4 protein-coding genes are annotated in these 12,884 nt (G+C 60.6%); 3 read left to right on the top strand and 1 reads right to left on the bottom strand.

Translation table 11 applies throughout. The annotated features are described in order from the left end of the window. Positions 1 to 45: 45 nt before the first annotated feature. Positions 46 to 891 (top strand): helix-turn-helix domain-containing protein, encoded by an 846-nt coding sequence (locus tag ASG35_RS16720; RefSeq protein ID WP_056359566.1) that lies wholly within the window; start codon positions 46 to 48, stop codon positions 889 to 891. A gap of 107 nt (positions 892 to 998) precedes the next feature. Then, the gene (locus tag ASG35_RS16715) at positions 999 to 1,289 is read left to right on the top strand and encodes a hypothetical protein (protein ID WP_056359563.1); all 291 of its coding nucleotides are present in this window, start codon (positions 999 to 1,001) and stop codon (positions 1,287 to 1,289) included. A 31-nt stretch (positions 1,290 to 1,320) separates the two neighbouring features. On the opposite strand, the gene ASG35_RS16710 is transcribed toward ASG35_RS16715, so the two are convergent. Continuing rightward, a complete protein-coding gene (locus ASG35_RS16710; protein ID WP_056359560.1) occupies positions 1,321 to 3,057 on the bottom strand; it encodes a cyclic peptide export ABC transporter in 1,737 nt (578 codons plus the stop codon). Between the two features lie 218 nt (positions 3,058 to 3,275). Between ASG35_RS16710 and ASG35_RS16705 the strand changes: the two genes are divergently transcribed. Continuing rightward, entirely contained in the window at positions 3,276 to 12,863 is a 9,588-nt protein-coding gene (locus ASG35_RS16705) for a non-ribosomal peptide synthetase (protein ID WP_056359557.1), read from the top strand. Positions 12,864 to 12,884 lie beyond the last annotated feature (21 nt).

Genomic DNA, 12,884 nt, shown 5'->3' with positions numbered 1-12,884 from the left:
GTTGGGCGTATCCTGATCAGCCGGTTCACACTCTACGAGTATCCGATGAAGCCGTCGTCATCTTCGAAACCCGCCACCGAACTCGGCACACTGTTGCGTCAATGGCGAAGCACGCGCGGCAAAAGCCAGTTCGATCTTTCCCTCGATGCAGGCGTGTCGCAACGTCATGTCAGCTTTATTGAAAGCGGGCGCAGCGCGCCGAGCCGCCAAACGCTGATCACCCTTGCACAAGCGCTCGATATCCCGCTTCGCGAACGCAACGCGCTTTTGCTTGCCGCGGGGTTTGCACCTGTCTATTCGGAAAGCGCATGGAACGCGGAGGAAATGCAGAGCGTGACCAGCGCACTCGCGCGCATGTTGAAGCAGCACGAGCCGTTTCCGGCAGTCGTCATGGATCGCTATTGGGATGTCCTGCTGCCGAACGAAGCGGCGCCGCGTTTCTTCAATTGTTTTATCGATTTGTCGGCTCGTGCAAGCCCTAGAAACATGCTGCATCTGATGTTCGATCCAGCCGGCATGCGGCCGTTTATTGCGAACTGGGACGAGGTGGCGAAGAGCTTGATTCAACGCGTGCATCGGGAAGCGGTGGGGCGGGTTATCGATGACAAGACCCGCGACTTGCTTGCCTCGCTATTAGCTTACCCCGATGTCAAAACCGGCTGGACGTCCCCTGAGATGTTGAACGCCGGGCCGACGACGCGGACCATGCCGGTCATTCCCATCAGCTTCGTGATAGACGGTGCCACGCTCAATTATTTCTCGATGGTCACGACCGTCGGCACGCCGCAGACGGTCGCCGCGGAGGAGTTGAGGATCGAATCCCTGTTTCCTGCCGACGACACAACCGAGGCGCTACATCTGGACATGCTGGAACGCGTCCATGCAAAGTGATGGAACGAAAGTTTTATAAAACCTATACGCCGGGAACCCTTCCTTCGATACAAAAAATACCCTCGAAGATGAACAATAGCGTTGTCGAATAAAAAAGTGCGACAACGATGACCGATGAGCTTGGTGTTTTGATCGATGAAATCCAGCGCTACGCATGTGCTCGCGTCCACGACGTGCAGCGCGGCGCGGAAACGCCGGCGCTTGCTGCACTGATGGTGGAAAAGTTCGGCGAGGGCTTGATGAAGGCAGGTTACTTGCTGAAGGTAGAACGTATCGATGCCCTTAGGCAAGAGATCGATCGCCTGGTGCGTAAGATCGATGCGCGCTATCCGACGCACCTTCAATATAGATTCGAGGCGCGGCCGGCGGGTCTTGCCATCAACGGTACGGCGCTTTGACGTCTTGGCCTGGGCCGCAAGCGCCTCATCGTCATCCGTTCACAACAGCCGGTTCCGATCCATACGTCTCGCTCACTATGCTGCCGTTGTCGAGTTTCAGCACGCGATCGGCGATCGGGAAATAGCGGTCGTCGTGCGTGATCACGACCACAGTCTTTCCCGCACGACGCAACTCCGGCAATAATTGTTCGTAGAAAACGGCCTTGAACGCAGGGTCCTGATCGGCCGCCCATTCGTCGAAGAGATAGAAAGGCCGGTCCTCCAGATACGCGATCACCAGCGCGAGGCGCTTGCGTTGTCCGGTGGAAAGCGCGCGCGTGGAGAACGCGCCGTCCACCACTTGCACCTTGTGATCCAGCGCAAGCTTGCCGATCAGCGCATTGGCGCGCGCATCGGCGTGGGCACGCGATGGATCGTTCGGATCGACGATGCCAAGCAGTGCATCGAACAAATGGAAGTCGTTGAAAACAGCAGTAAAGCGCTCGCGATAAGCAGGGCGCTCGAGTGACCCGACCGGCCTGCCATCGATTTCAATGACACCTCCTTCAGGCTCGTAAAGGCCTGTTAGCACCTTCGCGAGCGTGGTCTTGCCGCTGCCATTCCCTCCTACGATAAACACGAGCTCGCCCGGCCTGAACGTCAGGTCGACGGGCCCGATGCGGAACATGCGTTCATCGCGTTCATGGAAATACGAGTGGGTCACGCCGCGCAACGTCAAAGTCTTGAAGGGCGCGTGGGCCGCGCTCGATGACGGCGGCGCCTGACTCGCCAGCGTGGACAGGCCGCCGAATTCGGCCATCACTTTCTCGATCCGGTCGAGCGACACGCGCGCGGCGTTGACTGTCGGCAAGTTGTTGAGCAGACCATCGAGCGGCACCAGCATGAAGAGGAACACGATCACATAACCGGCGGCGGCGGGTGCGTCGGCGCGTACGCCAAGCGACGGCCAGAAAGCGGCGGCGCCAAGGAAAACGTAGAACACGAAGATGATCCAGCCCACGCCGACAGCATAAGCACTGAACGCCCGCCGCCGAAGATCACGCACTTCGCCAATTGCCATTCCCAGTTGTCCATCGACGAACTGTTGCGCGCGCGCCTGATGCAGCTTCAGTTCCTTGGCGCCTGTAAATAAGGCGCCTAGATAGCCGAACAACTTGTCCTGCGACTTGCCGGCCGCTTCGAGCGACGCGATCGCGCGTTTGTCGCCGGTGTAATAGCCGAACGATCCGATCACGATGGCGGTGAGCGCCAGCAAGCACACCGGCAATGAAAGCCACGCAAGATAAGCGAGACATCCGCACACGATGGAACCGTGCATCACGATATTGGGCAACGCGAAGAACAACATGGAGACGTTGGTGGCGTCGTCGGTCAGGACCGATTGCACGGGCGCGGCGCCGATGCGTTCGACATCGCGCAACTCGGCGGTAGCAACACGCTTCGCCACGCGTTCGCGCAGTTGCGCCATGGTGTCCTGCGAGAGTCGGGCGAACAACACACCCGACACGATCCGCGTGGCCAGCGCGACGATCGCGCACAGTGCGAATCGCCATGCAAGTGCGCTATCCGCCGATGAAGGCTGCGACAGCGCGCGGTTCAGCGTTGCAACGAGCGTCACGCTTGCAACGCCATTCAACACACACGCAGCGATGGCGAGCGCGAATGCGCCGCGTGAACGCTTGAGTAACGAGAGGATCAGGCGCGAAGCCGGCTTGGGTGGCGCTGTCTGATTCGAAGAGGCGTCGGAACGCTCGGTGGCTGGGGTCATCAAGGTTGGCAGTCAAGAGAGGCATGGCGGCGCGGAATACGCCCCTTGCCTCATTGACGTTTGAGCGGAGCAAATCTTTAGCCGAGTGCGAAAGCCGGTCTCGTGGTTGCAAAAATAAGAGTAAATATTCTTGTGCGCAAATCGTCATCCCAATGAAGCCGCAATTCCTGTGGCCATTGAGCGGGCCGAAGCGGTCCGGCTCAGAGGACTTCACGCCTATGACGACGCATACGACCTGTTTCCCGACCGCGCTGCATTTACGTATCAGCGCATTGGCACGCCTCGCGCCCGATGCCCCCGCGATGACGTCGTTTTCGCCAATGGAAAAGCGGCTTTCGCGGGGCGAGCTGGATTGGCGCGCTGAAAACCTGGCATCGCAATTACGAGCGGCGGGCGTTGGAACAGAAGTGCGTGTCGGCGTATGTGTGGAGCGGTCTTGTGAGTTGTTCGTGGCGCTCCTGGCAGTACTAAAAGCGGGCGGCGTGTTCGTGCCGCTCGATCCGCATCATCCGGCATCGCGGCTCGACTGGATCGTGAAGGACGCCGGTCTGGTGCATGGGATCGTGGACGTTGCATCGGATGAAACAATGCGTCAGCGGTTTTCGCGATGTTTGACGGTATCGAGCGAAGATGTAGCGGCCAAAATCGGAATCGATCAGGAACCCGATCAAACAATCATCCATCCACGCGCTGCGGCGTACATGATCTACACGTCGGGCTCCACCGGCACGCCAAAGGCAGTCGTTGTAGAACACGGACCCCTTGCCGCGCATTGCGAAGCGTTGGCGGCGACGCTGCCTATAGAAGCGGATGACCGTCTGCTGCATTTTGCGTCGGTCAATTTCGATGCCGCGCACGAATGCTGGCTGGCGCCGCTTGCGGTGGGCGCGAGCATCGTCATTACAGACCCGCCGCCGTTTTCGCCCGATGCCGCGCTCGCGATGATCAATCGCGAACAGGTGAACATCGCAGCTTTTCCGCCGGCGTATCTGCGTGAGTTTGCGGCGCTTGCGGCGCGAAGCGGCGTGCCTGTTTCGTTGCGGGTGCTCGCGTTCGGCGGCGAGGCGCTGTCGCAAGACGCCTTTGATAAGGTGCGGCGCGTGTTCCCGGCGGTCCGGCTCGTGAACGGTTATGGGCCGACCGAAGCCATCATCTCGCCGATGTTATGGCCGGTCGCGCCGGGTGTCACGCCCGAGCTTTCAAGTGACGATGCGTATGCGCCATTGCCTATCGGCTGGGCTCTCGGGCCGCGTGCCGTGCATATTGGCGATGCTGACGAGTTGCTGCTCGGCGGCGCGTGTCTTGCGCGCGGATACCACGGGCGCGCGGCGCTTACGGCCGAACGTTTTCTGCCCGATGAATCCGGCGAGCCAGGCACGCGGATTTATCGAACGGGTGATCGTGCGCGCAGACGTCCGGATGGCGCGTATGACTATCTTGGACGTATCGACGATCAGGTGCAGGTGCGCGGCGTGCGCGTCGAGCCAGGTGAGATCGCCGCGTGTTTGCGCGCGCATCCGCTGGTTCGCGATGCAGCCGTGCTGGCCGATTCCGTCAATGGGCGTACCGTGCTGACTGCATGCATCGTGGCAGAGGATGAACTGGACGATGCGACGATCAAGGCATATGTCGAGCAACGGTTGCCGGATGCGTGGCAGCCGCATCAGTACACACGCCTCGATCATCTTCAGTACACGTTAAACGGCAAGCTCGATCGCGATGCGTTGAGGCTGGCGGTATCGGCGCGTGTTGCCAAAGCTGATGCGAACTTCGCTGCACCGCGTACCGATACCGAACGCTGGCTTGCGGCTTGTTGGCAACGGATCTTGAGCGACGCTTCGCCTTTCGGACTGCTGGATCGATTCTTCGACCGCGGTGGCGACTCGCTCGCGGCGATGCAGTTGCAAGCCACCATCCGCAGCGAACTCGGCATCAATCTGCGCCTCGATACGTTATTCGACGACCCTCAGCTCGATGCACTCGCAGCGCTGATCGACAGAAGCGAACGCGAATCCGGCACGGCACAGCTTGCACTGACACGCGTGTCGTCGCTGCCGGTTGGGGCGAGTTTTATCGAACGTCCGGCGTCGTTTGCGCAGCAACGATTCTGGGTGCTCGCGCAGACACAAAACGCAGGTTCGGCGTATCACATTGCCGGGCATTGGACGCTTCGTGGCGCGCTCAATACGCGTGCGCTGCAGCAGGCGCTCGATCTCGTTATCGGACGTCATGAAGCCTGGCGCACGACGCTCGTTGAAAACGACGATGGCGTTGTCATGCAGCGCATCCACGCAACGTTGCCGGTGCGTATCGGTCACGTGAATCTGAGTCATTTGAACGATACCGAGCGAAACGCGCAATCGGATCGTCTCGCGCAAGACCATGCAGCGGATCCCTTCGACCTCTCCAAAGGTCCTTTGCTGCGCGCGACGCTAGTTGAATTTGCAATCGATTCACATCGGCTGATGCTCGCGGTACATCACTCGGTCAGCGATGGCTGGAGTTCACGCTGCGCATTCGATGAACTCGCGCGAGCTTATACCGCGTTCACGGAAGGTCGCGATCCGCAATTGCCGCCGCTGCCGATTCAATACGCCGACTACGCGCATTGGCAACGGAAACTGGTCGAGGGCGCGGAAGGCGCGCGTCAAATCGAGTTCTGGTGCAAGGCGCTCGATGCCGCGCCCGAACCCCTTGCGCTGCCTTACGATCGCGCGCGGCCTGCCGAGCGTGATCATCGCGGTGCGCGGGTCGCTTTACGACTCGATATCCGGACAACGATCGCGCTCCGCGAGCTTGCGCATCGTGCTCACGCGTCGCCGTTCACCGTGCTGCTTGCGGCTTTCGATGCATGGCTTTATAGGTTGACTGGCGCTACGGATCTGGTTGTCGCGGTGCCGGTCGCGCATCGTCAGCGCGCGGAAACCGCGCCTTTGATCGGCTTGTTCCTGAATACGCTGGCGCTGCGTGCAAAGGTCGAGCCGCTCGCATCGTTCGAGGTACTGATCGATTCGGTGCGCGCGACGTCTCTGAATGCGTTCGCGCATCAGGACGTGCCCTTCGATCAGGTTCTCGACGCAATAAAACCTCCGGTGCGTCGTGGCGAAGAATGGTTGCGCGTGAAATTCGCCCAACAGTTCGACGCCGAGATCAAAGCGGAGCTTCCCGGCCTGTCCGCCGTTGCAACGCCGGGCCCCGACCTCGCTGCTCGCTTTGACTTCGCGCTCGATTTCACGGACGACTCAAGTGGTATCGAACTCGTAGCGGCGTATGCGCTGGATTGTATTGACGCGCCCACGGCAGAAGCGTGGCTCGCAAGTTTCGCCGCGCTGGTCGCGGATGCCGTGCGTAATCCAAAGAGTCCGGTAGCGCTGCTCGATTGCGCCAATCCATTCAACGGGCAGAAGGGTCGGACGTTGGCAATGCCCTGTGACGATGTGCTGTCGTTGATCGCGGCTCATGCGGTTTCCACGCCGCAACATGTGGCAGTCGCCGACGACCACACGCAGCTGACGTGTGCTGAACTCGATGATGCATCGAACCGTGTTGCGGTCGCGTTGCAACGGCGCGGCGCGGGTGTCGAACAGCCGGTGGTGGTGTGTATCGAGCGGTCGGTGCGCTTTGTCGTCGCGTTACTTGGCGTGCTGAAGTCGGGCGCATATGCCGTGCTGCTCGATCCCGCGATGCCATCCGAACGTCTCGCGGCCGCCGCCGATGCTTGCGGTGCGCAACTGGCGCTTGTCGCATCCAGTCCGTTAAAGATCGGCAATGCTCACGTGCTGGATATCGACGCTATCGAGCAGGATGAATCACAGTCGACCATGATCGTTAAACGTGCGCCGCTGCCGGATCAGGCCGCGTATCTGATCTTCACGTCGGGCTCGACGGGCACACCGAAGGGCGTTGTGGTTTCGCATCGCGCGCTTGCAGATTACGTGCAAGGCATGCTCGACGAACTCGATCTTGCGCCCAATATCTCCATGGCGATGGTCTCGACTGTCGCCGCCGACCTCGGACACACAACGCTCTTCGGCGCGCTGTGTTCAGGACGCACGTTGCATTTGTTGCCGGCATCATGCGCCTTCGATCCGGACCGGTTCGCGCAGGAAATGCGTACGCGCGAAGTTGGCGTGCTGAAGATCGTGCCGAGCCATCTTCACGCGTTGCTCGATGCTCAGCGCGCGGCCGACGTGCTGCCGTCGCACGCGTTGATAACGGGCGGGGAGATCTTGCCGTGGGCGTTGGTCGATCGGATCGCCGCGCTCAAACCCGGTTGCCGCGTGATCAACCATTATGGGCCGACCGAAACCACGGTGGGTTCGCTCGTTTGCGATACATCCGGCTTAACTCAAGCGGATTTGCGTAGTCAATCGATTCCCGTTGGCCGGCCGTTGCCGAACGCCTGTGCGTACGTGTTCGACGCGTTTGGATCGGCCGTACCGGTCGGCGGGATCGGCGAGCTTTATCTGGGCGGTCCCGGCGTTGCGCGCGGTTATCTCGGACGCGCGGCGGCTACTGCGGAAAAGTTCGTTCCGCATCCCGGTGCAACGGGTGAGCGCCTGTACAAAACGGGCGATCGCGTTCGCTTACGCGCGGACGGTTGTCTGGACTTTCTCGGGCGTCTCGACGATCAGGTGAAGATCCGCGGTTACAGGGTTGAGCCAGGCGAAGTGAGCGCGATGCTGCGAACTATCGATGGCGTCGCACAGGCCGAAACGCTTGCGGTCGAGCAGGATGGACGCTTGCGGCTTGCATGCTTCGTGACGTTGAACGAAGGCAGTGTTCAAACGGAAGCGGCTTTACGCGAAACGCTTGCGCAGCGCGTGCCCGAATACATGATTCCGGCGGTGCTTGCGGTACTGGATACGCTTCCCGTGACGCCTAACGGCAAGGTGGATCGCACGGCGCTGCGCGAGATCGCGGCCACGCCCATTCCCGTTGAAAGCATCGGCGATGCGACTCGCGGAACAACGGAAAACACGCTTGCGACTGTCTGGATAGACGTGTTGAAAATCGAGCGTGTCGGTCGCGACGATAATTTCTTCGAACTCGGTGGCGACTCGATTCTCGTGCTTCAAGTCATCGCGCGTTCGAGAAAACGTGGCGTGCGTTTCACCCCGAAGCAACTCTTCGATAATCCGACCATTGCGCAACTGGCAACCGTCGCAACCTCGACGGATGCCGCAGTCGCACCGAAACCGACTGCGCCGCCGCGTGTTGCAACCGACGTGCTTACGCCTGCGCAGCTCCGGTTTTTCGCGTTGGACATGCCGCAACGCGGACACTGGAACCAGTCCGTTCAGTTCGATACACAAACGCCATTCGATCTCGACGCTTTCGCGCGTGCGTTCGACGCACTGCTCATGCATCACGAGATCTTTAGCCAGCGTTTCGTGCAACGTCCCGGCAGTAGCGCTTGGTCGATCGTTCGAGCGGAAAAGCCTTTCGATACCTTGCCCCTCGCCGTCACCACCGCGACCGATCAATCCGATGCACTTGCGCAGTTCGATGCTTTGCAATGCACCCTCGACATCGCGAACGGCCCGCTGGTTTGCGCGCTCGTAGCGACTTTTCCTGATGGCGGCGCACAGCTTTATCTCGCGATTCATCATCTAATAATCGATGGCGTGTCGTGGCGCATCCTGCTTGAGGATCTCGACACGGCATACCGGGCCGCAACAGAACGTCGTGCGGTACGTTTGTCGCCAGCGAGTGCACGCGCACAGGACTGGGCCGCGCGCCTCGCACGCGCCGCGCGCGAACCGGGCTCTCCGTTCGCACAAGAAACGTCGTACTGGTCCGCGCTTTCATCGGCTTACGATGACTTGCCGATAGACCACCCTGAAGCATCGGCGACAAATGCCGACGCATTGGTTTTCAAGCAGACACTCGACGCCGACCTGACCCGTGCCTTACTAAGCGAAGCAAACGCTGCGTACCGGACGCAAACGATCGAGATACTCGTCGCCGCGCTCGCTCATGCGATTGGGGAGAAGACGGGACAGACATCGTGCCGTATCGAGCTTGAAGGACACGGCCGCGAGCCACTGTTCGATGACATCGATGCAAGCCGAACGCTTGGCTGGCTGACGAGCCATTACCCGGTAGCGTTACACATAGGCGAAACGCTCACCAGCACGCTCACCGAAGTGAAAGACGCTTTGCGCGCTGTGCCCAACAAGGGCGTTGGCTTCGGCGTTCTGCGTCACTACGGCGACGACGCCATTCGTCATGCGCTCGAAGCCATACCGCGGCCGCGCGTCACGTTCAACTATCTCGGTCAGTTCGATGCGCCTCGTGACGCATTGCTTACGCCACGCTTCGGCGGCGCAGGTTGCGAACGGGACCCGGCTGGGCCGCTTGGCAACACGCTTGCGATCCACGCCTATATCGATACCGACGGCGCACGTTCGCTAAAGCTGCACTGGGTCTACGCCGAAACGCAATTCGATCGGACTACGATCGAAACACTGGCGCAGCGTTTTGAAACCGCGCTCTTGGGCATCGTGGCGGCATGTGCGGCTCGCCTCGCTGTTCAAGGCGGCGGCGCAACACCGGGCGACTATCCGCTGGCGCGCGAAGCCGGTTTGAATCAGGCCACGCTCGACCGCTTGCCGCACGACTTGCGTTCCATTGACGACATCTATCCGCTCTCGCCTATGCAGCAGGGCATTCTGTTCCACTCGTTGCTCGCACCGGAACACGCGACCTATATCAACCAACTCGTTGCAACGTTGCACACGCCTGACGTCCAGCGTCTGCGCACTGCGTTCGAGGCTGCTGTACCGCGTCACGACATCTTGCGCACTAGCTTCATGACCGGCGAAGCCACGCCGATGCAGATCGTGCATCGCCAGGCGCGCATGCCCGTTGATACGCTCGACTGGCGTGGTGAAGGTGAGCTTGCGCTCGAGGCTTGGCTTGCGAACGATCGGGCGCGCGGTTTCGATTTGAGCAGACCGCCGCTGATGCGCGTGACGCTCATCCATGTGGCGGACGATGAATGGAAACTCGTCTGGACCCGCCACCATCTTCTGCTCGACGGCTGGAGTACGGCGCGTCTTTTCGCCGATATCCTGCGCGACTATATGGAGCCGCCGCGCCCGCATTTCGCGATGCCTGCAAAGGCACGCTATCGGGATTTCATCGCGTGGCTGGCGAAGAGGGATACGAACGCGGAGAAGACGGTCTGGCTTGAACGTCTTGCACTTCTCGATGAACCCGTGCTCGTCGCGAAACGCGAAGCAGATATGCAGACGGGTAATCGTTCGTGGCGCGCGACGTTCGATGCAAGCGCGACAGCCCGCGCCGTAGACACTGCGCGCAGTCTTCACATCACGCTCAACACGCTAATACAAGGAGCGTGGGCGCTTGCGTTGCAACGCGTCACGCATCAATCGTCCGTTGCGTTCGGCGCAACGGTGGCGGGGCGTCCCGATGCGCTGCCTGACGTCGATACCGTCCTCGGTCTTTTCATCAATACGTTGCCTGTCATCACCGCACCTTTGCCGCAGCGCGAAGCTGCAACATGGCTACGAGAGCTGCAGGCCACTAACGCGGCCGCCGCAGAACACGCTCATACGCCCCTCGCAGATATCCAGCAATGGGCGGGTCAAGGAGGCGGTGCGCTTTTCGACACGCTGCTCGTATTCGAAAACTATCCTGTCGATGAAGCATGGGCCGGCCGGGATGAACGCTCGCTCAAGATGCGCGATTTGCGCAACATCGAATCGACCGACTTCGCCGTTACGCTCGTGATTGAAGCGGGTGAGTCTATGATCATCGACTACGGTTACGACGCAGCGCGCATCGATGAAAAACGCGTCGCGATGTTGCATCGCGCTTTCTCCGCATGTCTTGATGCGCTCGTCGAAAATCCGCATGCGCTGCTCGGCGGCATATCGATTGCAAGCCCGGACGATATCGCCAAAGTCGCGCGCTTCAACGCGACGACCCGCATTTCGCCGGCGCAACAGCAATTGTCGCTGCATCGACAGTTCGAACTCGCTGCCAAGGTTTCGGCGCATGCGATCGCACTTGAATTCGCCGATGCGACCGGCGAACTGCATCGGATGTCTTACAGCGAACTCGACGCTGAGGCGAATCGCGTCGCTGCCGCGCTCGTGGCGAAAGGCGTGGCGCCGGATACGGTGGTGGCTTTGTGCGTGGAGCGTTCGTTCGACATGGTCGTAGCGCTCATGGGCGTGCTGAAGGCAGGCGCGGCTTATTTGCCGATCGACCCGGAATACCCCGCCGAGCGCATTGCATATGTGCTCAAGGATGCACAGCCTGCAATGGTGTTGACGCAAGCTCATCTGCGGGAGCGCATCAACACGGACGACGCACGCGTTTTTACTGTGGCCGAACTAATGCAGGACGACGCAACGCCTGCCGCGCGCGCCGATGTTCACCCACAACAACTCGCGTACCTGATCTATACGTCGGGCTCGACGGGCAAGCCCAAAGGCGCGGGCAATACGCACGGCGCGTTGTCGAACCGCATTGCGTGGATGCAACGCGCCTACACGCTTACCGATCGCGATGTTGTGCTCCACAAGACGCCGTTCGGCTTTGATGTCTCCGTCTGGGAATTCGTCTGGCCGCTGTCAGTGGGCGCAAAACTCGCGATCGCCGCGCCGGGCGATCATCGCGATCCGGCGCGCCTCGTTGCTGCTATTGAAGCACGCGGCGTGACGACCTTGCACTTTGTTCCTTCGATGCTCGCGGCGTTCATCGCGCATCTCGACGACTTCAACGCCGCCGGACGTTGCGCAAGCCTGCAACGGATTATCGCGAGCGGCGAGGCGCTTGCGCCGGAACTCGTTGCACGTGTCGCGCAGTTGCTGCCGAACGCGCGTCTGTACAACTTGTACGGTCCGACTGAAGCGGCCATAGATGTCTCGCACTGGACCTGCAGTGCAGACGATGGAAACGCCGTATCGGTGCCTATCGGTCACGCGATCGACAACCTCCAACTGCACGTTCTCGATGCTGCAATGCATCCGCTGCCTGACGGCGTTATCGGCGAGTTGTATCTGGGCGGAGCGGGGCTTGCGCGCGGGTATCTCGGGCGGCCGGCGCTTACCGCAAAGCGTTTCGTGCCTGATCCATTCGTGGCGGGCGCGCGTTTGTATCGAACCGGGGACCTTGCATGTCGCCGAAGTGATGGCGCGCTGGACTATCTCGGTCGTATCGATACACAGGTGAAGCTTCGTGGGCAACGCATTGAGCCGGGTGAAATTGAAGCGCTGCTGCGCGCTTACCCCGGCGTGCATGACGCGGTGGTTATCGTGCGCGACGAGCAACTGGTCGCGTATGTGGCGCGTGGTGCCGAAGGCTCGCTGGATCAGGCGGCGCTTCGGAATGCATTGCGGGCGCAACTGCCACCCTACATGGTGCCCGCGCGCGTGATCGAGCTTGCGGCGCTGCCGGTGACGCCGAACGGTAAATGCGATCGCAACGCGCTGCCGGTTCCGGCACGCGAAGACCATCCAGTTGAATTGCCGCGAAGCTCCACCGAGCAGGACCTGGCCGCGATCTGGCAACGTGTATTACGCGTGGAATCGGTAGGACGTGACGACGATTTCTTCGTTCTCGGCGGCCACTCGCTGCTTGCCACACAGGCCAACGCACAAGCCAATCTTCATTGGTCACTGATGCTGCCGCTACGCACGCTTTTCGATCAACGCACGCTCGCGCGTTGCGCGGCAGAGATCGATCGCGTACTCGACGAACGCGGCGATGCTCATGGACAAAATGCACTGAGCGCCATCGATGCATTGCTTGGCGAGCTCGAAGCGCAATGAAGACCGGAACCAAGGATCAAC

Source organism: Burkholderia sp. Leaf177, from assembly GCF_001424345.1.
GTDB lineage: Bacteria > Pseudomonadota > Gammaproteobacteria > Burkholderiales > Burkholderiaceae > Caballeronia.
This window is presented reverse-complemented; position numbering and strand designations above follow the sequence as displayed.